Raw genomic sequence first — 23,912 nt, 5'->3', positions numbered from 1 at the left:
TTATAAGTTTTATTTTTAACTCTTGACTCCTAACTAACTCTTAACTCCTCACTCCTCACTCCTAACTAATTCCTAACTCCTCACTCCTAAGTTAATTAACAGTACTGCGATACATCTTCGCCACATTCGTCGGCTAGATAACACAACGCTCGGAAACGCAAACCAACCACTTCTTCATATAAGGGGTTAAGTTTACACATGGGCGGAATGTGAAATAATGTTTTGCCGAATAATTTTACATCTCGCTCAAAGGGACACTGAGATGGAATCATTTTACACAAGCGGTGAGCTAATTGGCGATCGCGGACTTGAATGCTGTCTACCCGCTGCTTTAAAGGTTGAAGAATGTTCCAGTGGGGCTTGGAAACAGGAGGGACTAGCTGGGTTACTCGATCTTCACTAGTCTCTGATTGATTGATTGAGACCCAGCTTGCCAGAAAAATATTTTTTGTGGTATTATCAAATACCTTCATGGTTAATCCTCTGTATTATTGAGGCTGTTCACCTTACTGGTGAATGTATACAACGTGGCAACGAACTTTCCGGAATATTCGTGTACTGACTGCGATATAATGTAATATCCGATTAGCCACTTAAGTCAGAATTTAATCTATTACTACGTTAAGTTAACCGCAATTTTCGCGGGATCGGTAGTGTAGTAATGTAATCTTGTTCGTAGCTTGACACAGTTTAAATTTTAATGAAGACATCCATCGTTGGGTAGGTTTTAGTTTAACATTTACAAAACTTAAAATAAAATGTTTTTGAAAGTATTTTTTGTAAGTGTAAATAACGGTAATACCCTGGTGGGGGGTCTATCCTCTGTGTATTTTCCCGCTCTTGGGTCTTTGTGTCCTGTTAATTGCTAGCTAAACGCGGTGAAACCAGAGAAAAAATTTAGCTTAGGTTTCAGTACGAGGCTATCTGTAAGAAAGTCTGCTTAATTAAGATAATTAGGCTAATATTTAGTGATTTTTCTGCAATTTGCTACCTATAGCGTCTTAGGGCTAACTTATCTGGGGTTAGCATTGGGCTACATTCCGGGCTTACGTATGAACCGTGCCACCATTGCTTTAGTCGGTTCTGCGTTTTTAATTGCTTTAGGTGTTTTAAATTTACAGGAAGCATGGGAGGCTATCGATGCTAATACCATCGTGTTTCTGTTGAGCATGATGGTAGTGAACGCCAACTTATCCTATGCAGGGTTTTTTCGGCGATCGCTATCTGTAATACTGAGTGTGACTCGCAGTCCTTTAGGTTTGCTGATTGCTTTAACTTTTGGCAGTGGTATCCTTTCAGCCTTTTTTCTCAATGACACCATAGCGCTGATTTTTACACCCTTAACCTTGAGCCTGACTCAAAGCTTGGGTTTAAATCCGATACCTTATTTACTAGCGATCGCAGGTGCAACTAACATAGGCTCAGTAGCTACCTTGAGCGGCAATCCTCAAAATATCCTGATAGGTTCCTTTTCAGCTATTCCCTACCTAGATTTTCTGCGTATATTAGCTCCTGTTGCCCTTTTAGGCTTGGTAGTTCAGGTAGGATTACTGTGGCTACTTTATCCAGATGTGCGCTCAATCAAACCTTGCCAAGTATTACCCACCACCAACCAACGTATTTTTAAACCTTTATTTAATAAAACATTAGTAATTACAGCTGGGTTGCTGATTGCATTTACTATCGGCTTACCCTTAGCTGAGTCTGCTTTAGTCGCTGCTAGCTTGTTGCTAATCACTCGCCGGGTTAAACCCCAACGGATTTTGCAAAAAGTGGATTGGAATCTGCTGGTAATGTTTTCTGGGTTATTTGTCTTGACGCGAGTCACCCAGAAATTGAATTTACTCCAACCATTTACCCACGCTGTTAACTCTGCTGGGAGTTTTTTAGGTGTAACTGTGATTTTATCTAACTTAATTTCTAATGTACCAGCCGTACTCCTACTCCATCCCCTAATTCCTCAGGGTGATACCCAGTATTGGCTATTACTGGCAGCCGGATCGACCTTGGCAGGTAATTTAACTTTGTTTGGTTCAGTCGCCAACTTGATAGTTGTAGAAGCTGCTGCTGATTTAGGTTACAAGCTAACTTTTTGGGAACATCTGAGATTTGGAGTACCAGTCACACTGTGTACTCTACTTTTAACGTACCTCTGGGTTCATTGAGGAAATAAAAAATTCAATATAACAAAATTCGATACATTCATCTACAAAAACTACCGTGTCTTCACTATGGTTTGAATTCATGGATTCTCTAACCTAGAAAAACGTTTTTTTAGTTTTGCTATACTGCTAGTATATTTGTATTTGTATCAAATCTCATGATGAAACAAAAGATTTATTTACCTGGGGATAAAGTTCCAGTTGCTGGTACTTACGAAATTGTTAACTCTTCAGGTCAACCTCTACCTCTCCCAAACTCATTTACCATTAAAGGTTTCTTGAGTTTTCCAGATATACAGTCCCCTATGGGATATGGATATCGTCTGATGGAGAATTTTGAGAGATAAGTTCGACAAGTTCGTTTGAAACTAGTTCTTTGCAATGATTTGTTTCTCAATCTCACACCAAAGCGCAAAGACCCTCCAAAAAACTCTGCGTCTCTGCGCCTCTGCGTGAGCTTCTTATTAAGATGCCACTTGAGCAGCAGTCCGAGTCCGGCGTCTTCTCCCATCGGCAACTTTCACCGGCGGTTCCTCAGGAATTTGCATCAACAAAGTCACAGATGGTTGACATTGCAATTCTCTGCGGATGGAACGTTGCAATTCTCGCTCCAAACTTCCTTGCAACCCACCCCAATCAATATCTGCTGCTTCACCTTCCCCAGCAGCAAATTCTGACCAGCGCACAGTGAGAATTTCTTCAATCCGCTGTTGTACCCATTTTTGCAGCAGCGATCGCTCTAAACTTGTAACTACACCCCGCAGGTGAATTTCTGGTTTTGCCAAGAGTTTACCGTTCCAATCGATGGCGGCGGCAATGGTAACAATACCTTCTTCTGCCATACGTTGCCGTTCTTGCAGCACTGTGGCACTTACCATACCAGAACTTGTGGTATCTACCAGTTCAATACCAGATGGCACCTTACCGGCAACCCGAATGGAATTTTCAGTCAGTTCTATGACATCACCATTTTGAATAACGATCGTGTTTTCTGCTGGTATGCCCATACTATGAGCCGTTTGGGCGTGCTTCACCAGCATTCGATGTTCGCCGTGGAATGGCACAAAGAACTTCGGTTGAGTTAAAGCAATCATTAACTTTTGGTCTTCCTGACAGCCGTGACCGGAGACGTGAATTCCTTTATCCCGACCGTAGACCACATTTGCCCCTTGAATCATCAATTTATCAATGGTATTGACTACAGCGATGGTATTTCCGGGAATCGGATTAGCAGAGAATACTACTGTATCGCCTTGACGGATTTTAATATGGGGATGTTCTTTATTAGCTATGCGGGTCATTGCTGACATTGGTTCGCCTTGGGAACCTGTAGTCAGAATCAACACATTTTCATCTGGCAGGTTGCGGACTGCGTTCAACGGTTGCAACAGATTATCTTCACACTTGATGTAACCCAAATTACGAGCATGAGCAATCAAGTTCAACATGGAACGCCCAACCACGGTGACTACCCGATTATGCTTCTTCGCTAAATCCAAAATCATGTTGATGCGATGGACGCTAGAAGCAAAGGTGGTGACAAACAATCGCCCAGTTGCTTGACTAAATACTCGGTCAAGATTGGGATAAACTGAACGTTCTGAAGGAGTAAACCCTGGAACTTCAGAATTAGTAGAATCACTGAGCAAACAAAGGACGCCTTTTTCACCATGTTCTGCTAGTCTTTGCAGGTCAAATCTCTCCCCATCGACTGGCGTGTGGTCAATTTTAAAATCGCCGGTGTGGATAATTACCCCCAGTGGCGTATGAATGGCAACAGTGAAACTATCAGCTATAGAATGAGTATTACGGATATATTCCACTAAAAAGTTTTTGCCAATCCGCACGACATCACGGGGTAGAACTTTTCTTAATTCTGTGCGATCGCGTACTCCTGCTTCTTCTAATTTACCCTCTAGCATTGCCATTGCTAGTCTTGGTCCATAGATTACGGGTATTTCAAATTGCTTGAGATGAAAAGCAATCCCACCAATATGGTCTTCATGACCGTGGGTAACGATCATCCCCTTAATTTTGTGCCGATTTTCTCGCAGATAGGTCGTATCTGGGAGAACAATATTGACTCCGTGCATCGCTTCTGTGGGAAAAGCCAATCCTGCGTCTAACAGAACAATTTCATCTTCGTACTCGAAAACACAAGTATTTTTTCCAATTTCATGCAAACCGCCTAAAGGAATAATTTTCAAGGCGGAATTACTAGCTTCGTTTTTAGCCATTTTCTCCTTAGTTGTTACGTTTTGTTAATTAAGTTGATAGTTAACGATCTTGTATTTCAAACAACCTCAGTTGTCTTTTTAGTCAGTCCCAAAGCAATCTTGTTTTAATTGAGATTTTTTATTGTTTATTCAATAAAAATGACAATACACTAAAGGATTCATAGTATATCTATTAGTCCTAACACAGGTTTTTAAATAGTAATACCAATTTGAAATTTGAAAACTTAGTAATACGAATGGATTCACATAATTCTTTATTCAGAAATCAACCTCAATTTAACATTCACAATGGTATAAGTTGCTAACAATTACGGTCATTAGTTTATATGTATGTTTAGTAAGCAGGCCTATTAGCAGCACTCAAAGATCTGGTGGCTAGATTAAACTAAGTTCTTTAAGAACTGCTTCTAACTTTTGAGTGACTTCTGAGTCAGCTTCGCATAGCGGGGGACGAGTTGAACCAACCTCCCAACCTTGAAGTTGTAATGCCTTTTTAATTGGAATGGGATTTGAAGTGAGAAATAAAGCTTTAAACAACGGGAAGAGTCGGAGATGAATCTCGCTGGCTACCTCAATTTTACCCGCACTAAAAGCTTGGATCATCTGCTGTAGTTGGTTGCCTACCAGATGAGAAGCCACACTTACTACACCCTTTGCTCCGATCGCTAACATGGGCAAAGTCATGTAATCATCACCAGAGTATATCTGGAATTCTTTTGGTGTCAAGCGGCGAATTTCACTCGCCCGATCTATGCTACCTGTAGATTCTTTTATCCCGATAATGTTGCTTACCTCAGCTAACTGGGCAACTGTTTCTGGCTGGAGGTTTTGCCCGGTACGACCGGGGACGTTATATAACAACAGTGGTAATTCGGGACAGGCTTGTGCTATTGCCTGAAAGTGTGCTTTTAATCCCGCTTGCGGTGGTTTGTTGTAATAGGGAACAACCTGTAAGGAACCGTGTACTCCTATTTTAGCTGCTTTTTGGGTAGCAGCGATCGCTTCTTTGGTGGAATTTGAACCACAACCTGCTATTACCTTGGCTTTTCCTGCCACAGCCTGTAACACTTCGACAAACAACTGGTATTCCTCGTCCCAACTCAGGGTAGGGGATTCTCCTGTTGTGCCACATACCACCAATGTATCCGTACCATTGTTGGCTAGATGCGCTGCTAGTTCTGCCGCTAGCTCGTAGTTTACACTACCATCTGCTTTAAACGGCGTAATCATAGCGGTTAAAACATTGCCAAAATCTCCCACCCTGTTTGTCACTCCTAATTACCCATGTTTTTATATCTTGGTGGTTTTCTATTGTAATAAGCTATTAGCAAATTGATTTAAAATGTCATTTTTTATTTGTCATTTGTCCTTTGCGCTTAGTCATTTGTCATTTGTCCTTTCTCATTTGTCAGTTGTCCTTTGCTAATGACCAATGACCAATGACTAATGACCAATAACCAATGACTAATCACCAATGACTAATGACTAGTAACTAATGGTTTGAGTAGATTTTTCTCTACCAATAATTCGGCGATTTGGATTGCATTCAAGGCTGCCCCTTTGCGAATTTGGTCGCCACACAACCATAATTCCAAGCCACAAGGATGAGAGATGTCTTGACGAATTCTTCCCACTAGAACTTCGTCCCTACCTGTGGCTTCAATTGGCATAGGGAAATAATTACTTTTCCAATCTTCTACCAATTTTACTCCAGGTGCGGAATTTAGAATTTCTTTAGCTGCCTCTACACTAAAGGGAGTTGCAAATTCTAAATTAATTGCTTCCGAGTGGGCGCGAAGTACGGGAACCCGTACACAAGTCGCAGTAATTCTGATTTGCTGGCTGCCAAAAATCTTTCGGGTTTCGTTGACCATTTTCATTTCTTCCTCACAATAACCCAAATCATTTAATGGGGAGTTATGCGGGAATAAATTAAATGCCAATGGATACGGCAATACTTCGGCAACTGGTGGCTGTCCTTGTAGTATAGCGCTGGTTTGGGTTTTCACTTCTGCCATTGCTCTTGCCCCGGCACCGCTAGCAGATTGGTAAGTTGAGGCTACAATACGCTGCACTGGTTTAACTTGATGCAATGGCCATACTGCCACCGCCATTAAAATAGTTGTGCAGTTGGGGTTAGCAATAATGCCTTGGTGGTTAGCTGCCGCTTGGGGATTTACTTCTGGCACTACTAAGGGGACTTCTGGGTTCATCCGAAAGGCACTGGAATTATCAATTACCACTGCGCCCTTTTCCACAGCGACGCCTGCCCAAGTTTTGGATGTGGAACCACCCGCACTAGCCAGTACTATATCAATGTTTTCAAAAGCGCCATCGCTTACTGGCTCTACTGGTATATTTTCTCCATTAAACCGCAGCGATCGCCCTGCACTCCGCTCCGATGCCAATAATTTTAACTCAGCAACAGGAAAAGCACGGCTTTCTACTAATTCCAGCAACTCTGTGCCAACGGCACCAGTCGCTCCCAAAATAGCTACACGATAGGATTTAGACAAACTCGCTTCCTCCTTTAAGAGGTTTGTGTGTAATTTTTAGAACAATTGTCAATTTACTTATATTTAAATGGCGATCGCACTCTGGAAATACATTTTGAATAAATTTAGATTTTTTTCTAATTTTCTTTATCTTTATCAATCCAATATAATTATTTTTTTTGGTTTAGTTATTTCATCAATTTAAGTTAAGTATGTTGCATTTTACAATCATTTTTATTCAATTTTTACATTAATTTTAAACTATATATTACTATACAACAAATCGCCATTTAATTTAAATTAATGATATTGGTATATCTGCACTTGAGCTTTTCAGAGGCCTTATACGTATAAATGTCTTAGTTGCAAAATGCATTATCAAAATGACATATATACTGTAAATTCCAACGAAATCAAGCTAACACAACATTCAACTTAGCTATTGGGCTAGACAACAGATGCACTCTGCTACAACAAGTTAATAGCTAGACTAAATACTACAACTATAACTTTAGAGTACTAACTACTCGTTGAGAACCAGGATATCACGGTGTAAGCCAAGTGGATAATTAATTCCTGAGTTCTCAGTTGATTTGTGGGAGTGGGAAGTTGATGACATAGCTTCGCTAAGGGTAAAGGTTAAAGGGAAAAGAGATCTTTCCTTTGCCCCTTCCCCATACCCAATGCCCTATCCCCAATGACTAATTGTTATGAAGCTAAAGTATCGAGTCTTTGAACATTGGCAGTAAACTAGATCTTTGCCCCAAGACAACCATCCATTTTTGGATATCATAAAGCCTTGTGGCAACCTCCCATTGCCCCTAAGAGACATCAAGCCATAAACGCGATTAGTTGCGTCTTGTGTGTACTCGGAGTTTAAAATACCAGAAAACTAGAGACGAAACATGAAAGTCACCCAGGAAAAACTTCCCGCCAGCCAAATTGGCTTGGAAATAGAAATTACGCCGGAAATTACCAAGCAAACTTACGAACAAGTCATTAAAAACTTAGCGAGTACTGCCAATATTCCTGGGTTTCGTAAAGGCAAGGTGCCTCGGCCAATATTGCTACAACGGCTGGGTACGACTCGAATAAAGGCAGCAGCCCTAGAAGAACTAATTCAAGATGGTATTGAGCAAGCAGTTAAACAAGAATCCATCCAGGCAATCGGTCAGCCGCAATTGCGCTCCTCGTTTGAGGATTTGATTAATAATTATGAACCTGGAAAGCCTCTAACGATTTCGGCGGCTGTTGATGTCGAACCAGAAGTAAATCTAGTGCAGTACACTGATTTGCGTTCCCAAGCAGAGGAAATCAAGTACGATCCAGAACAAGTAGAGAACACTTTAAACAAGCAACGTGAAGAATTGGCAACATTGATTCCTGTAGAAGGACGTGCAGCCCAAATCGGTGATGTTGCTGTAGTTGATTTTAAAGGTGTGTTCGCAAAAGCCGAAGGCGAAGAGGAAACAGGCGAACCAGAGGCGATTCCCGGAGCCGAAGCAACTGATTTTCAATTAGAGTTGCAAGAAGATAAATTTATTCCAGGTTTTGTCTCTGGTATCGTGGGCATGAATCCTGGAGAAACCAAGGAAATTGCAGCGCAGTTCCCAGATCCTTATGCCAATGAAGATTTAGCAGGAAAAGCAGCAACCTTCACAGTGACAGTCAAAGAACTCAAGGAAAAAGAGTTACCAGAATTAAATGACGACTTTGCCCAAGAAGTCAGCGATTTTGAAACTTTGGAAGAGTTACGCACCTCTCTGGTAGAGCGATATCAAAAAGAAGCTGACGAAAAAACCAAAACCAATAAGCAAGAAGCCTTGTTAACGGAACTGCTCAAGCACGTAGAAATTGACTTGCCAGCAACGTTAATTGAGAAAGAAGTGGATGCAATGCTGACTCAAACGGCAATTCGCCTGTCTCAGCAAGGGCTAGATGTGAGAAAGTTGTTTACTCAAGATATTATTCCGCAATTGCGGGAGCGATCGCGCCCTGAAGCAATTGAGCGCCTCAAACGCTCTTTGTCCTTACGAGAAGTTGGTAAACGCGAATCTATCGAAGTCACGCCAGACGAAATCGCAGCCAGAGTCACAGAACTTTTACAACAGTATCCAGATGAGCAAGACATTGATGAAGAAAGATTGCGCTCAATGGTGGAAAATGAACTTTTAACCGATAAAATCGTTGACTGGCTCTTAGAACACTCCTCAGTTGAACTTGTACCCGAAGGCTCCTTGGCTCCAGGAGAGGAAACTGAATCAACACAATCAGATGCAGATGCCGACGCACCTGAGACACAAGAAAGCAGCGAACCTCCCACAGAAACCGCAGCAGAGTCGTGAAAACCCTACAACCATCATTCACCAGTCTTGAGTTAAAGTACTTGTGAAATGGGTAAGCTAAAGAGGTGAAGGGCATTGGGCATTGGGCATTGGGTATGGGGAAGGGGCAAAGGGGAAAGGAAAGATCTCTCTTTTCCCTTTACCCTTTTCCCTTAGCGAAGCTATGTCCTCATCTCCCCGATGCCCGATGCCCCATACCCTACAATAAAAAGAAAAATTAAAGGATTTTCAGGAAATAGTGACACCGTTTGCGTCTGGGCTTGATACTGTGTTACACGAGAGGAATTTATATGAGGCATAATGGTTAACACGTAGCTTAAATAAAAATCTCACTCGTCAAGAAAGCAGCTTCCGCTGCCGAGAGTTCTGTCCCAACTATCGTTAAATTTTCTATGCTTGTATCGCAGTCGCGAAATTATCCCATCAGCAACTTAAGTAAAATAAACATTAACTCCCAGTTGAACAGCCCTAACAACATCGTGCCGATGGTGGTAGAACAATCCGGTATGGGAGAAAGGGCTTTCGATATCTACTCCCGCCTGCTGCGAGAGCGGATTATCTTTTTGGGAACGCCAATAGACGACACTGTTGCCAACTCAATTGTCGCTCAGTTGTTATTCCTGGATGCTGAAGATTCCGAAAAAGATATCCAACTGTACATTAATTCTCCCGGTGGCTCCGTCTACGCAGGGATGGCAATCTATGATACAATTCAGCAAATACGCCCCGATGTTGTTACCATCTGTTTTGGATTAGCTGCGAGCATGGGAGCGTTTTTGTTAACAGCCGGGACTGCGGGTAAGCGAATGTCTCTTCCCGACTCCCGAATCATGATTCACCAACCACTTGGTGGCGCTCAAGGGCAAGCTATTGACATTGAAATTCAAGCCAGAGAAATTCTTTACGTTAAAGCGAAGCTAAATCAGTTACTATCTCACCATACTGGTCAACCTTTAGAAAGAATCGAAGCAGACACTGAGCGCGACTTTTTCATGTCGGCAGAAGAGGCCAAAAACTACGGTTTGATCGATCAGGTCATTTCCAGGCAAAATCTTCCCACAGCAGGGGAAAACGTCACCATTCTGAAATAAGAGGCTGGTATGTCTAAGTACGACTCCCATTTAAAATGTTCATTTTGCGGCAAGTCTCAAGAGCAGGTGCGTAAATTAATCGCGGGGCCGGGAGTCTACATCTGCGATGAATGCGTTGACTTGTGTAATGAAATACTAGACGAGGAGTTACTCGATACGAATGGTGCAGCGGCCCAACCTGCACCAAGAGCAGAACCACCTCAAAAACGCCGTACCCGCTCTTCGAGTATTTCGTTTAATCAAATACCCAAGCCAAGAGAGATTAAAAAGTATCTAGACGAACACGTTATTGGTCAAGACGAAGCCAAGAAAGTGTTATCTGTTGCCGTTTACAATCACTACAAACGGTTGGCGATCGTTCAGTCTAAAGCCAATGGCAAAGCTGCCGCTGATGATGCGGTAGAGTTGCAAAAGTCTAATATTTTGCTAATCGGGCCTACTGGTTGCGGTAAAACTCTCTTAGCCCAAACCCTAGCGAAAATCCTTGATGTGCCCTTTGCCGTAGCCGATGCCACGACGCTGACGGAAGCAGGGTATGTGGGAGAAGATGTGGAAAATATCTTGCTGCGACTGTTGCAGGTGGCAGATTTAGACGTAGAGGAAGCCCAACGGGGAATTATCTACATCGACGAAATTGACAAAATTGCCCGCAAGAGCGAGAATCCCTCGATTACTCGCGATGTTTCCGGCGAAGGCGTGCAACAAGCCTTGCTGAAAATGTTAGAGGGAACGATCGCCAACGTACCACCCCAAGGAGGACGCAAGCACCCGTACCAAGACTGCATTCAAATTGATACTAGCAATATCTTGTTTGTCTGTGGTGGGGCTTTCGTAGGCTTAGAAAAGGTTGTAGATCAGAGAGTTGGCAAAAAAGCAATAGGTTTTGTGCAGCCGGGAGAAGGGCAGTCAAAGGAAAAACGAGCGGCAGACACTCTCCGCCATCTAGAACCAGACGATCTAGTTAAGTTTGGCATGATTCCAGAATTTATCGGGCGCGTGCCAATGGTAGCAGTAGTAGATCCCCTAGATGAAGAAGCGCTGATGGCGATTCTTACTCAACCACGTAGCGCCCTAGTGAAGCAGTACCAAAAACTGCTGAAGATGGATAATGTCCAGTTAGACTTTAAAGCAGATGCTCTAAAAGCGATCGCTCAAGAAGCCTACCGTCGAAAAACTGGTGCTAGAGCTTTGCGGGGTATTGTGGAAGAATTGATGCTGGATGTGATGTATGAGTTACCGTCTCGTAAAGACGTGACACGCTGTACAGTAACGCGCGAGATGGTTGAAAAGCGATCGACTGCCGAACTAATCGTACATCCATCTTCACTACCGAAGCCAGAATCAGCTTAAGAGTCATTAGTCATTGGTCATTAGTCATTAATCATTGGTCATTGGTTATTAGTCAAAAACTAACGAGTAATAAAAATGCACCAGGACAAGTGACTAATAACAAAGCGCAAATTCTCATCGTCCTTGGCGATGGGAATTTGTAAGAGACGACGAATGACATAAAGACGGAGGACAAAGCACAAATGCCTTACATTAATGTTCGTGGCGTTGAGCATTACTACGAATGGGTGAAAAAACCATCTGGTTCTTTGACAAAACCAGTGATGGTTTTCATCCACGGTTGGGCTGGTTCGGCTAGATATTGGCGAAGTACTGCTAATGCTTTATCTGAGCAATTTGATTGTTTACTCTACGATTTGCGGGGATTTGGGCGTTCTCGTGGTAAGCCAACCATAGTCCAAGCGAGTGAATCTGTTGCCGAGTCTGAGTCACTTCAGGAACAATCAGAGGCAATAAAAGACTTGACGTATGAATTAGAAGAATACGCTGATGATTTGGCAGCTTTGTTAGATGGGTTGCATATTCAGCGTGTCTATATTAATGCCCATTCAATGGGTGCTTCTGTTGCTACTTTATTTTTTAACCGCTATCCTCAACGGGTGGAACGAGGAATTTTAACTTGTAGCGGTGTTTTTGAGTATGACGAAAAAGCATTTACAGCCTTTCATAAATTCGGCGGTTATGTAGTTAAATTCCGCCCCAAATGGTTAGATAAAATACCATTTGTTGACCGGATGTTTATGGCTAGATTTCTGCATAGTCCCATACCGAATTCCGAACGGCAGGCTTTTTTGCAAGATTTTCTGCAAGCAGATTATGATGCAGCATTAGGTACAATTTTTACTTCAGTTTCTAAGGCACAATCTGAATTGATGCCGCAAGAGTTTGCGAAGCTGACAGTGCCAACTTTGCTGGTAGCGGGTGAGTATGACAAAATTATTCCAGCCGAGATGGGGCGTCAAGCAGCAGCATTCAGTGACAAAGTTGAATTTGTCGTGATTCCCAATACTGCCCATTTTCCGATGTTGGAAGATGCATCAACTTATTTGCGGCGAGTACAAGAGTTTTTGCAAATTAAGACAGCAGAAGCACAAGTGGGATAATTAAAACAGTTTTTTATACCAATTATCATTAAACGAACCGCCAAGGACGCCTTCGCGAAGCGTCTCGAAGAGAAGAACGCCAAGGAAGAGAATTAATTATTCGGCGTTGCTGAATTTGAATATGAAATGAAAAAATTAACTCTTCTCAACTCTTACTCTCTGCGACTCTGCGCTACGCCAGTTTCTTCAAGTCGGCAAAGCCGCCCAACGCACTGGCTCCTCTGCGTGAGCTAAATTCATATTTTTAATCAGCAACGCCAATTATTCTGTGCAAGTTTACAAGAGAATTGGTTTTAGACAGTTAAGTGTACTTGGGTTATACCTTGACGCATTTCATATTGGCGCTTTAACCAAGACTTTTGGATTATTTTACCGAGTAAGGGAGCAAGTTGAATCAAGAGCGATCGCAGCAGTGGATTTTTTCGCAGTAGTTCGCCTTGTCTGGCTTCGTGTAACTGGAGTTGCTGGGCGCGGATAATTTCTGGCTGGCGTTCGGCTTGAATTTGCTGCAATGCCATATCAATCTCTTCGTGCTGAGCTTTTTTATGGAACAGCGGTACGAGATGATTAGCGCCAACAATGACATCACGCAATGCGAGATTAATTCCTTGGGCACGCACGGGAGACATTGGGTGTGCGGCGTCGCCTAAAAGTAGTACTCCTGGTGCGTGCCATTTTGGACAATAACCGACCACAACAGAAAGACGAATGGGGGATTCGATGGTATCTGCATGAGTACGGAAATGTTCTGCTAGCCATGAGGGTGATAGCGATGCAAAAATTTCTGCCCAATTGGCTTGCTTGGTGTCGGGGTTTTCGTTGGCGGACATTACCCAAGCTAGATGCAGTTTTCCTGATTCTGCTCCATGAAAAATGCTAAATGCGCGATCGCTATTTAAAATAGTACGAAACACATTATCGGCTGCAAATTCAGGGCTGGCGGCAAGCTTAAACCAGAGAATGTCCACATTTTTGGGTTGGCGTACCAATTCCAATCCTATACGTTGTCGCACAAGAGAACTTCGACCATCTGCCCCAATTACTAAGTCAGCAGCAAATTCTCTGCCATCGCTGAGTACTACACCTGCAACGCGTTGGTTATTCCAGCGTAAATCTTTAACAGCAACACCTTGGATAAATTCAAACCCATCATTGGTTTGAGCTTGGGAAATCAGTGCTTTGAGCAATGGTGGTTGTGGAAGCAGAGTACAAGGCCGATCTGCCCCCATTGGTTCATCAACTCGAAAAAATTGCTTCTCTCCGAAAATAAATTCCCACGCGTCAAGTTGCCGATGGGGGATATCCTCTAATAATGCTGATAGATTCATTTGCTCTAGTGCATCTAAGCCGCTGGGCATTAATGCTTCGCCGCGAAATACACGATGAAAGTCTCTTGCTGCTTCAATTAACGTTACAGCAATACCGCGTTTTGCCAGGAGCAGGGCGAGTGTTGCACCTGTTGGCCCTGCGCCTACAATCACAATCTGTGCCACTGCGTTCCTCCTGTCAAAGATGTTGGTCGAATTATCTTGAGATTAACTCAAACCTAGTTCTCGTTTTAGCAAGTTAATCGAGTTAGCGCCGATATAATTCTCAACCTTAATTAGCTTTGGCGGACGAATAATATCTTCATCGGCTGCTTGCACGGCTGCTTGCACGGCTGCAAAACTGGCTAAGTCGCTGATAATCACCTCAGCCCGCTTCACCATTGCTTGAAGCTTATAAGCATCTTTTGGTTGAGAAGTCATAATTAGTAGTTCATCTCCCCGCAAACCGTGGAGGATGACTTCGGCGGCGCGGGCAATTCCAGAACTGAGGCTGACTATGCCTACACAGTTTTCTTTTGGTAAGGTTTTCAAGAAGTTGAGTTCTTTGGTGTAGTCGTAGATATCCAGAGGAATCACTCGTACAGCTTTGGGAGCTGCGATCGCTTCCACATCATTGATAAAATAACGACTCGTGACTACTGTCGCAGAAGTAGTTTTATCTAGCACGGCAGCTAACTCTTCCATTGCTACCAACTGTACTGGTATTTTTAGCGATCGCTCTAATTCATATACCATCAACTCACCAGCACCCATATCATAAGATGGAACTGCAACTAATACCCGCGCACTACAACGCAAACGCCAGTCAATTTCTGCTAAAAATAGCTCTCTAGCTTGACTTAGGGAACATCCTTGTGAAAGTAGTTCATCTAGTGCTTGCTGGACAATTTTATAGGCATCGGGATGTTGTTTGAGAATTGGTGATTGTAGCCTGCTACCGCCCTCATGACCTTGGGCGCGTACATAAATTCCGGAACCAGCCAGACTTTCTACAAATCCGTCTTCTTCTAGTTGACGGTAAACTTTGCTGATGGTGTTACGGTGTAACCCAGTTTGCATTGCTAGCGCCCGCGTACTTGGCAATTTGTAACCAGGTGGATATTGTCGGGAAGCGATCGCAAACCGAATTTGATTAAATAACTGCGTTGATGCGGGAATTTCGCTGTCTGGCTGAATGCGGAATTGAATCATCACCAAACCTCCTGAATACTGAGTGGTGAACATTGAGTGCTAGCACTTGCAAGTCAGCACTCCTTTGGCGATCGGCTGATTTAGATGTCAAATATTTGATTTACATATGAAATTTTTCTGGTACAAATTTTGAATGCGCTCACTATGGTAATTGATAATTTAATTGGAAATAACCTAGACATACTGGCATAGTTATATCAAAGAAATACACCGCCGATCGCATAATACTGGTAAAAATTATTATGACAGAGCAAGTAATAAGTACCACAACGGTTAAACTTTTGCAAGATAATATTCAAGTGTCTTCTTATCTGGCAGAACCAGAAGAATCTGGCTCTTATCCAGGAATCGTGGTGTTGCAGGAGATTTTCGGTGTCAACGTTCACATTCGGGAAGTTACAGAACGAATTGCCAAACTTGGGTATGTAGCGATCGCACCTGCTCTTTTTGAACGTATTGCCCCTGGTTTTGAAACCGGTTATACCCCAGAAGATATTGAGATTGGCAGAAAATACGCTTGGGAGCAGACTCAAGCATCAGAATTATTGAGCGATGTTCAACTAGCAATTGACTACCTTAAAAGCCTCCCCAAGGTTAAAAAAGATGGCTTTGGCTGTATTGGTTTCTGCTTCGGCGGTCATGTCGCGTATCTGGCAGCTACCTTACCAGATATTAAAGCTACGGCTTCCTTTTACGGCGCTGGAATTACCACGCGCACCCCTGGAGGTGGCACTCCTACACTCACGCGCACCAGAGAAATCGCAGGTACTATTTATGCCTTGTTTGGTAAAGAAGACCCTAGCATCCCAGCCGAACAAGTAGATGAAATTGAAGCAGAGTTAGAAAAATATAAAATTCCTCATCGTGTGTTCCGCTACGATGGAGCTGACCACGGATTTTTCTGCGACCATCGTGGCAGTTATAATCCTAAAGCTGCTGCCGATGCTTGGGAGCAGGTGCAAGAACTCTTTAGTCAACTAGTCATTAGTCATTAGTCATTAGTCATTAGTCATTAGTCATTAGCAAAGGACAAAGGATAAATGACAACTGACAAATAACAAAGGGCAAGGAACAAATCACAATTTAAACTCCAGTGGCATCAGCTGACATAAAAATTAATCTTCAAAAGTCATGAATTCCGAATCGAAACTTTCTCAAACAGCCAATTCGTCGTTTACAATGGACGATTTTGCCAAAGCACTAGAAAAGCACGACTACCAGTTTCAAAAGGGACAGGTTGTACATGGCAAAGTGTTCCAACTCGACCATGATGGAGCTTATGTTGATATTGGTGGCAAATCGTCAGCTTTTCTGCCGCGCGATGAGGCTTCTTTGAGAGCAGTGACGGATTTATCGGAGGTGCTGCCATTGCAAGAGGAACTGGAATTTTTGATCATCCGAGATCAGGATGCAGAAGGTCAAGTTACTCTTTCTAGAAAGCAGTTGGAAATTCAGCACATCTGGGAACGATTGGCGCAAATGCAGGAAAATGCCCAGACAGTGCAAGTCAAGGTTATGGGTGTGAATAAAGGTGGTGTCACAGTCGAGGTTTTGTCTTTGCGGGGATTTATTCCGCGATCGCACTTGGCTGAGCGCGATAATCTAGAAGCACTCAAAGGTCAAACTCTGACTGTGGGCTTTTTAGAAATTAATAAAAGTACCAATAAACTGATACTTTCTCAACGTTTAGCAACTCGTTCTAGCAACTTTAGTTTGTTAGAACTCGGTCAATTGGTAGAAGGTAAAGTTACTGGGATTAAACCTTTTGGTGTGTTTATTGATTTAGATGGCATGAGCGCTTTACTTCATATCAAGCAGGTAAGCCAAAAATTTATCGAATCTTTAGAAAAGGTATTTCAAATTGGTCAACCAATTAAAGCTGTAATTATTGATTTGGATGAAGGTAAAGGGCGAGTTGCTCTTTCTACTAGAGTTTTGGAAAATTTCCCTGGCGAAGTGCTAGAGAATTTCGATGAGGTAATGGCTTCAGCTGAGGCGCGTGCCAATAGAGCTAGTAACAAAGTATCGGAATAGTTTTAACATCTAATCGCCGCCAAACGCAGTCACGTTCTGGCGGTGGACTGCTTGGATAGTATATATAAATAGTGCGATCGTATAAATTAATGAGTGAATATAAACCAGAAATTTAAGAATTTGTGGTTGTCATGAAACTAACAACTATTAAGATAAATAAAGTGTGACCTATTGAGTTACTTGGCGTGAGGATATCTTGAGCATGGTTACAAAGTATAAAAATATGCAAATATTTCCTGTTTAAATATACCGAGCATTTCGATAACTATAAACGCTGTAACTATTCAACTTAGGTATTTATATGTTTCTAGTAACTGGAGCAACGGGGGGAATTGGTCGCAGAGTTGTGCGGCTCCTACGCCAACGAGACCAGTCTGTGAGAGCATTTGCCCGTCTAACCTCGCGCTACAGCGAGTTAGAACATCGCGGTGCAGAAATCTTTATCGGTGATTTGCAGCAAGAAAAAGATATTGAAAAAGCTAGTAAAGGTGTGAAGTACATTATCAGCGCCCACGGTTCTGATAGCGATGCTTTATCCTTAGACTACCGTGCCAATATTGAACTGATTGACCAAGCAAAAGCCAATGGCGTGCAGTACTTTGTCTTCATTTCGGTACTAGGAGCCGATCGCGGTTATGAAGACGCTCCGGTTTTCAAAGCTAAACGAGCAGTAGAGCGATATTTAGAAGCTAGTGGCTTAAATTACACAATTTTGCGTCCATCTGGATTAGCATCTAACTTGCTGCCATTAGTAGAACGATTTCGGGAAACAGGATTGTATTTATTGATTGGCGATCGCAAAAATCGTACCTCAATTGTCAGTACCGATGATTTGGCCAGGATAGTAGTAGATTCTGTAACAGTTGAAGGCGCTCGCAACCGGATTTTCCCGGTGGGAGGGCCGGAGATTTTATTAAGAGAAGATATTCCCCGGATTTTTGGTCGGATCTTTGCCAAAGAACCAGTAATAATAAATTCACCGCTGTTTCTTATTGATGGTTTACAAGGAGCATTAGGTTTATTTAATCCCCAAACTCAAAAAGCTTTCGGAACCTTTCGCACATTGCTAGCAAATGAATTTTTCTGCACAAAAGATGAAATTGCCAATTTAGAAGCAATTTTTAACTTCCAATTGGAAACATTAGAAAGTTTTTTGCGGCGCTATTTGACAGTTTGAATTAAATACAAGTCATTAGTCATTGGTCATTAGTCATTAGTCATTGGTTATTGGTCATTAGTCATTGGTCATTTGTCATTAGCAAAGGACAACTGATAAATGACAAAGCGCAAAGTCAGAGCGGAGGTTTCCTCCGATCTGAACTTTGTAAGAGAGGACAAAGGACAAAGGACAACTGACAAATGACAAATGACAAATAACAAAGGACAAAAATATATGATAAATGCTGCTCAAGCACGTCAGACAAAAGAGCGATTCGCCCAGCCTGAGGAACAACTCACCTATGAATTAGGGAAAGCTGTACAGGAATTGCCACCTCTGTACACGAGATTATTAGCGGGAACGATTAGCGTTATAGTGTTTGGGGCGATCGCGTGGGCGCACTTCTCCCAAATCGATGAAGTAGCAACAGCGCCGGGGGAATTAATTGCTTCTACACAGGTAAGACCGGTGACATCCTTGGGTGGAGGGTCAATTGTCGCTGTGAAAGTGCAAGATGGCGATCGCGTTACCAAAGGTCAAGTTCTGGTTCAAAAAGATCCAGATTTACAGAAAACAGATGTTTCCCGTTTAGCCAAATCTACGAGATTGATTCAGGACGATTTGCAACGTTTGGATGCAGAACGCACTGGAAGCAAAATAGCTGGTACGAAACTGCAAGACGAACTTTTAAGTTCCCGCCTGCAAGATTTCCAAGCACGTCAAGCCGCAGCTGAAGCCGAAGCAAATCGCCAAATAGCACTCATCGATCAAGCCAAAGTTCGTTTGACGCGGTTGCAAGACAACCTAGTGGCTGCTAAAACTAGCGTTACCAATGCTAAAACCAACGTTGCCAACGCCGAAAGCATCCGTACTAGAATTGAGGGTAATTTGGCGATCGCCGAAGAAAGAGAAAAAAGTCTACGCACCTTAATAACTCCCGGCGCTGTACCTAGAGTTGATTACCTAGAAGCCCAAGAAAGATTAACTCGTACAAAGACAGAAATCACTAGGGCACAAGATGAAGTCACCAACGCCCAAAATAGAATAATCGAGGCTGAAGATAAAGTTACATCATTAGAAAAAGATATTGCTGCTCAAGCCCAAGAAATTCGCCAAGCCGAAGAAGCTTATAAAGCTGCAAAAAATCAAGCTCAGCGCGTAGCATCAGAACGCCAAAGTGAAATTTTGACCGAGTTAAACAAGCGTAAAGAAGAACTGACAACCGTTCAAGGTCAATTAGAGCAGGCGAGAAAGCAGCAAGCTTTGGAAACCATCGACGCTCCCGTTAGTGGTACGATTTACAGAGTCAAAGCTACCAAGGGGCCAGTACAACCCGGTGAAGAATTGCTGTCAATCTTGCCAGAAGGCGAAGAAATGCTCCTAGAGGTGAAAGTTCTCAACCGCGATATTGGGTTTATTCGTCAAGGAATGAGAGCTAAAGTAAAAATGGCAACTTTCCCCTTTCAAGAATTTGGTACTGTGGATGGCGAAGTTGTACAAGTCAGTCCCAATGCAATAGTTGATAAAGAATTGGGCTTAGTTTTTCCCACAAGAATTAAGTTAAGTAAACACGCAGTGAATGTTCGGGGTCAAGAAGTGGAATTTACACCAGGGATGGCTGCTACAGGTGAAATTGTGACTCGTAAAAAGTCAATTTTGACCTTCATTACTGAGCCTGTAACCCGGCGCTTCAGCGAGGCATTTTCAGTCAGGTAAGTTTGTATAAGAATCAGATTTTATTCCTGAATAACTCGTAGAGAGAGGGAACACTTCCCTATCTAGACGCGCCGCTTAGCTTGCTCGTATTGTAGGGATACGACAAGCTCAGTGCAGCGCAAGAAACAGGGAATGGGGAACAGGTAAAAAGGAACAATTGATATTAGAAAATAAATTGAGCGTCAAACTATGATAAAAGTGACTTTCAAAGCCTGTTGCCTATTCCCCGCTCTAATCTTCAACTAAAACCAAAGAATTTTCTAATTTGTTCTAATTGTTCTAATTGTTTTTGCATTTGCTCTACTAGTTTACCAAAATCAATATTATTCCCATCCTGATTATTCTCATTACTATTAATATTAACGTTGCTGAATATTGTGTCGTAGTTTAGAGATATATCCCAGGATTGCGGATTAACTAATTCGTTATTATCTTCAGATGGGGTTAAATAATTTCTTGTTTCTGTAATTGCTTTATCCCCCGCATAACCAATATCGAAATTATCAAAACTAGAGATATCTGATATCACATAATTTGTTGTTTGTGTAAATGTCTGATTGACGATAGAACCGAAATCAGAATTATTAAAACTAGAGATAGTCTTGGGCGATAGATATTCTGCTGTTTGTGTCATTGCCTGACTTGTCAGAGAATTTACATTAGAAATGTTTAAACTAGAATTTGTACTTTGTGTACTATTTCCTGAGGTTTCTGCGACAATTTGACGTACTTGGGCATCAGTTAGGTTGGGATTAGCACTCAGCATCAGAGCAACTACACCAGCAACGTGAGGAGCAGCCATAGAAGTGCCGCTATAAGTGTCATACTGGTTATTCGGAACTGTGGAGTAGACGTTAACTCCTGGGGCTGTGACGTAGCTGATTTCGCTTGTTCCAGAACGGTTGGAGAAGTCAGCCATGTTATTATTTCTATCTACTGCGCCAACGGCAATTCCAAACTTGGAGGCATAGCGGGCGGGATAATCTGGTGATGAGCCGCCATCATTTCCAGCAGCCATGACGACAATTACTCCTTTGCTGCTGGCATAATTAATGGCCGACTCTAGAGTGCGATTAGAATATCTGCCTCCTAAGCTGAGGTTAATGACATCGGCTCCATTGTCCACAGCGTAGCGAATGCCTTTAGCTATGGAATTATAGGAACCTGAGCCAGAGTCATTCAAAACTTTGACAGGCATGATTTTGGCATTATAGGCAATGCCGGTGACACCGTAGTTATTATTCTCTCCTGCGATCGTGCCAGAAACATGAGTCCCATGACCATTTCCGTCTAAGGTGTTGTTGTTATTACCGGAGAAGTTCCAGCCATAATTATCATCAACATAACCATTGCCATCATCATCTATCCCGTTATCTGCAATTTCGTTAGCATTCGTCCAGATATTGTTTCTCAAATCCTCGTGGTTGCGGTCAACCCCGGTATCTACAACAGCGACAACAACGCCTTGACCTGTGTATCCCTGCGCCCAAGCTTCTGGGGCTTTAACAAGGTCTGCTCCCCAATTATTCCCACCAAGATCTGGAACATCTGCAAAGGTATTTTGACCAGTAACTCTAGCCACTGCTGCTGCTGAATTAATTAAGCCATAACCAGTGGTGGAATTATAAGTTGCACTGCTAGTAGCAGTATTGTTAGTGCTAATTTTTGAATTATTTTTATTTAGCTGCTGTACATCAGCTTCAGTTGAATTGTAGCTACTACGACCAATGAAATTCAGACTGTAGTTATCTCTAGTATTAAAGGTATCCAATGAAGAGATTGAATTGGTGTTTAACGCTTTATTGGAAAATAAATTGTTATTAACATCATTATTGAGCATGAGTATTTTTCTCAAAAATAGCAATAGTTTTTGACAGTCTGAAGCGTTAAAATCTTGTAAAAAAAGATTTTAATCTGTGAAGAACCTCTATTGTCAATAAATACTATGTAATTTCGGAAAAAGTTGCTAATTCTACTACAAAAAATATTTTGAAATTCGGCAGCTTTATCAAGATTACAATTATCAATTAAATATGAGCTTATTATCACAAAGTCATAGTATTTTGATAATTTTAAACAGCAGATCCCCAACTTCGCCAAGAAATTGAGGATCTTGTTTATGAGCCATCATTCAGCATTTATATATTTACAGCAGATTGCAAGTTGGTGAGGTATAGATCGTAGTAGAGGCGCACAGATGTAAAGCCCCTACCCGTGTACTTGATTTACCTGAAAAACGCTGTATTTTAACGATTCTGTAAAATAAAGAGAAGCCAGAATAGAGAATTTAGAATTATGAACTCTTCTTTTTAATCATCTGATTTGTCTTGGATTTGTGTATCCTTCGTTTGCCGTTTAGTATTTTTTTTGGCCTTACTTTCTTTCCATCTCCCTGTTTTACGTGCTGCTTCTGTTAGCAAATACTCAATTTGTGCGTTAACGCTCCTTAATTCATCAGCAGACCATTTTTCCAGGACTTCGTATAATTCAAGGTCTAAACGCAGTAAAAACCGTTTTTTCTGGCTCATGTTTTATAGCAATTATTTAAAATTCGGCAACAGATTCAAACCTTGAAACCTCGATATAACCTAAATTTTCTTAATTAAAAATTACGAATTGGTATTAGGTATAAAGGCTGCCAGTATTAACCACTGGTTGGATATTTTGTTCTGAGGTTAAGACAACCAGCAGATTGTTAATCATAGCGGCTTTGCGTTCATCGTCCAAGTCAATCATTTGTTGTTGGCTTATGCGTTTAAGTGCTTCATCAACCATCCCGACTGCACTCTCAACAATTTGCCGCCGCGCATCAATCATTGCTTTGGCTTGTTGACGACGCAACATCATTTGAGCAATTTCTGGAGCATATGCAAGATGAGAAAGTTTTGCTTCTACTACTTCAACTCCTGCAACTTCAAGTCTGGCTTGCAATTCTTTTTGCAGGAAAAGCGCGATTTCATCTGGTACTGCACGCAATGAAGGAATTGATTGTTCGTCAGGTGCGTCATAGGGATAGCGAATTGCTAAGGCGCGTATCGCTGTCTCGCTTTGGATAGCGACAAATTGCTCGTAGTCATCAACTGAAAATTTAGATTTGGCTGGTTCTATTACTTGCCACACTATGACAGACGCAATCTCTATTGGGCTGCCTTGAGCATCGTTGACTTTTAATATTTTGCTGTTAAAATTGCGAACCCGTAAAGATACCTTGCGTTTATCAGTGAAAGGGTTAGTCCACCAAAAGCCTGCTTCTTGAATAGTACCTACATAGCGCCCAAAAAAGACTAGTACTATTGCTTGATTTGGCTCGACTGTTAAGAAACCTGATAGTGAGGGAATAACTAGCGCTATAAGTGCTGTTCCTAACCATGCGCCTATTTCTGCTAAATCGGCAAAATCTCCCACCCTCAGGCTTCTGCCTAAGACTTCTATTAATCCTTGTATTGTTGACCAAACCTGCCAACTGCCAAAAATCGCTAAAGCTAGGACTATGCCCAAAGCTATGAAGCCGTTGATTTTAAACGCAGGAAATTCCCTGATTTGGTGCTTCATTGTCTATTCCTACAATCTTTTTTGATATTAAAATGATATCACTTTAATTTCAAGAAAAAGGTAGTTTCCCAAGTAGCAAGGCTATGCAGATGTTTGCTTTAAGGATTTTTGGTTTTGCTGAATAGACTTCTTGCATAAATCAAAAAAAA

18 protein-coding genes are annotated in these 23,912 nt (G+C 42.1%); 9 read left to right on the top strand and 9 right to left on the bottom strand.

The features are described from left to right. Positions 1 to 95: 95 nt before the first annotated feature. Positions 96 to 473, bottom strand: a complete 378-nt coding sequence (locus NSTC745_RS04580; RefSeq protein ID WP_445636092.1) for a Mo-dependent nitrogenase C-terminal domain-containing protein — start codon at positions 471 to 473, stop codon at positions 96 to 98. Positions 474 to 968: 495 nt separating this feature from the next. Here NSTC745_RS04580 and NSTC745_RS04575 point away from each other — a divergent pair, with 495 nt between their 5' ends. After that, positions 969 to 2,165: an anion transporter gene (locus NSTC745_RS04575; RefSeq protein WP_445636091.1), complete on the top strand. Its 1,197-nt coding sequence runs from the start codon at positions 969 to 971 to the stop codon at positions 2,163 to 2,165. A gap of 461 nt (positions 2,166 to 2,626) precedes the next feature. Here the strand turns inward: NSTC745_RS04575 and NSTC745_RS04570 are convergent, their stop codons facing one another. From NSTC745_RS04570 to NSTC745_RS04560, 3 genes are all read right to left on the bottom strand, one after another. After that, positions 2,627 to 4,399 (bottom strand): ribonuclease J, encoded by a 1,773-nt coding sequence (locus NSTC745_RS04570; RefSeq protein WP_445636090.1) that lies wholly within the window; start codon positions 4,397 to 4,399, stop codon positions 2,627 to 2,629. Between the two features lie 375 nt (positions 4,400 to 4,774). Next, positions 4,775 to 5,659 carry a 4-hydroxy-tetrahydrodipicolinate synthase gene (dapA, locus tag NSTC745_RS04565; RefSeq protein WP_445638526.1) on the bottom strand — a complete coding sequence of 295 codons (885 nt, stop codon included), beginning with the start codon at positions 5,657 to 5,659 and terminating at the stop codon, positions 4,775 to 4,777. A 218-nt stretch (positions 5,660 to 5,877) separates the two neighbouring features. Next, entirely contained in the window at positions 5,878 to 6,915 is a 1,038-nt protein-coding gene (locus NSTC745_RS04560; protein ID WP_445636089.1) for an aspartate-semialdehyde dehydrogenase, read from the bottom strand. 884 nt (positions 6,916 to 7,799) lie between these two features. Between NSTC745_RS04560 and tig the strand changes: the two genes are divergently transcribed. From tig to NSTC745_RS04540, 4 genes are all read left to right on the top strand, one after another. Next, on the top strand, positions 7,800 to 9,239 hold the full coding sequence (gene tig, locus NSTC745_RS04555) for a trigger factor (protein ID WP_445636088.1): 1,440 nt from the start codon (positions 7,800 to 7,802) through the stop codon (positions 9,237 to 9,239). Between the two features lie 392 nt (positions 9,240 to 9,631). After that, complete coding sequence (clpP, locus tag NSTC745_RS04550) at positions 9,632 to 10,330, top strand: ATP-dependent Clp endopeptidase proteolytic subunit ClpP (protein ID WP_445636087.1); 699 nt, start codon at positions 9,632 to 9,634, stop codon at positions 10,328 to 10,330. 9 nt (positions 10,331 to 10,339) lie between these two features. Continuing rightward, the gene (gene clpX, locus NSTC745_RS04545; RefSeq protein ID WP_096536103.1) at positions 10,340 to 11,680 is read left to right on the top strand and encodes an ATP-dependent protease ATP-binding subunit ClpX; all 1,341 of its coding nucleotides are present in this window, start codon (positions 10,340 to 10,342) and stop codon (positions 11,678 to 11,680) included. A 182-nt stretch (positions 11,681 to 11,862) separates the two neighbouring features. Then, on the top strand, positions 11,863 to 12,783 hold the full coding sequence (locus tag NSTC745_RS04540) for an alpha/beta fold hydrolase (protein ID WP_445636086.1): 921 nt from the start codon (positions 11,863 to 11,865) through the stop codon (positions 12,781 to 12,783). A gap of 293 nt (positions 12,784 to 13,076) precedes the next feature. Here the strand turns inward: NSTC745_RS04540 and NSTC745_RS04535 are convergent, their stop codons facing one another. Next, a complete protein-coding gene (locus NSTC745_RS04535; protein WP_445636085.1) occupies positions 13,077 to 14,276 on the bottom strand; it encodes an FAD-dependent oxidoreductase in 1,200 nt (399 codons plus the stop codon). Between the two features lie 42 nt (positions 14,277 to 14,318). Continuing rightward, the gene (locus NSTC745_RS04530; RefSeq protein WP_445638525.1) at positions 14,319 to 15,302 is read right to left on the bottom strand and encodes a GntR family transcriptional regulator; all 984 of its coding nucleotides are present in this window, start codon (positions 15,300 to 15,302) and stop codon (positions 14,319 to 14,321) included. Between the two features lie 242 nt (positions 15,303 to 15,544). Here NSTC745_RS04530 and NSTC745_RS04525 point away from each other — a divergent pair, with 242 nt between their 5' ends. From NSTC745_RS04525 to NSTC745_RS04510, 4 genes are all read left to right on the top strand, one after another. Beyond that, positions 15,545 to 16,297, top strand: coding sequence for a dienelactone hydrolase family protein (locus NSTC745_RS04525; RefSeq protein ID WP_445636084.1), 753 nt, complete (start codon positions 15,545 to 15,547; stop codon positions 16,295 to 16,297). A 136-nt stretch (positions 16,298 to 16,433) separates the two neighbouring features. Next, the gene (locus tag NSTC745_RS04520; RefSeq protein WP_445636083.1) at positions 16,434 to 17,336 is read left to right on the top strand and encodes a S1 RNA-binding domain-containing protein; all 903 of its coding nucleotides are present in this window, start codon (positions 16,434 to 16,436) and stop codon (positions 17,334 to 17,336) included. 301 nt (positions 17,337 to 17,637) lie between these two features. After that, positions 17,638 to 18,513, top strand: coding sequence for an SDR family oxidoreductase (locus tag NSTC745_RS04515; RefSeq protein WP_445636082.1), 876 nt, complete (start codon positions 17,638 to 17,640; stop codon positions 18,511 to 18,513). A 189-nt stretch (positions 18,514 to 18,702) separates the two neighbouring features. Beyond that, positions 18,703 to 20,211 carry an HlyD family efflux transporter periplasmic adaptor subunit gene (locus NSTC745_RS04510; RefSeq protein WP_445636081.1) on the top strand — a complete coding sequence of 503 codons (1,509 nt, stop codon included), beginning with the start codon at positions 18,703 to 18,705 and terminating at the stop codon, positions 20,209 to 20,211. A gap of 238 nt (positions 20,212 to 20,449) precedes the next feature. Here the strand turns inward: NSTC745_RS04510 and NSTC745_RS04505 are convergent, their stop codons facing one another. The 3 genes from NSTC745_RS04505 to NSTC745_RS04495 form a co-directional block, all read right to left on the bottom strand. Next, complete coding sequence (locus NSTC745_RS04505) at positions 20,450 to 22,051, bottom strand: S8 family peptidase (protein WP_445636080.1); 1,602 nt, start codon at positions 22,049 to 22,051, stop codon at positions 20,450 to 20,452. A 469-nt stretch (positions 22,052 to 22,520) separates the two neighbouring features. Then, positions 22,521 to 22,739 carry a hypothetical protein gene (locus NSTC745_RS04500; protein ID WP_445636079.1) on the bottom strand — a complete coding sequence of 73 codons (219 nt, stop codon included), beginning with the start codon at positions 22,737 to 22,739 and terminating at the stop codon, positions 22,521 to 22,523. Positions 22,740 to 22,833: 94 nt separating this feature from the next. Further along, on the bottom strand, positions 22,834 to 23,763 hold the full coding sequence (locus NSTC745_RS04495; protein WP_445636078.1) for an SPFH domain-containing protein: 930 nt from the start codon (positions 23,761 to 23,763) through the stop codon (positions 22,834 to 22,836). Positions 23,764 to 23,912 lie beyond the last annotated feature (149 nt).

This window comes from Nostoc sp. DSM 114161 (assembly GCF_052692665.1).
This window is presented reverse-complemented; position numbering and strand designations above follow the sequence as displayed.